At 70.7% G+C, this 365-nt stretch carries 1 pseudogene; it reads left to right on the plus strand.

Annotated elements, in window-relative coordinates:
• A pseudogene (locus G154_RS26710) lies at window positions 1–365 on the plus strand (HNH endonuclease); the annotation flags it as partial.

Here is a 365-nt window from a genome sequence, read left to right on the forward strand (position 1 = left end):
GCGGTGGTGGCGGCCGAACGGGCCGGTGTGCCGGGTCGGCGGCACCTACGCACCGGGGCTGATCTTCTCCGGCTGTTGGGCATGTCCCCGGGTGCGGCGGCACGGGCGGTACGGGTGGGACGCGCCGCATCGTCGTTGCCGGCGTTGACGGTCGCGCAGCGGGTGGGCGGGATCGGTATCGAGTTCGCCGACGCCGTGGGCAAAGGCGTCACCCATATCGACGCGCGGACGCCGTTGTCCGACGACGAACGAGCAGCCGTAGTGACCAAACTGATGATCCAGACCACCCCGGCCGAAGTAGCCGCCAAGGCCCGCACGATCGCCATCGACCGAGTCGCGGCGCTACCGGTCGAGCAGCAGGTGGT

Origin of the sequence: Mycobacterium sp. VKM Ac-1816D, from assembly GCF_000416385.1 — a bacterium.
GTDB lineage: Bacteria > Actinomycetota > Actinomycetes > Mycobacteriales > Mycobacteriaceae > Mycobacterium > Mycobacterium neoaurum_A.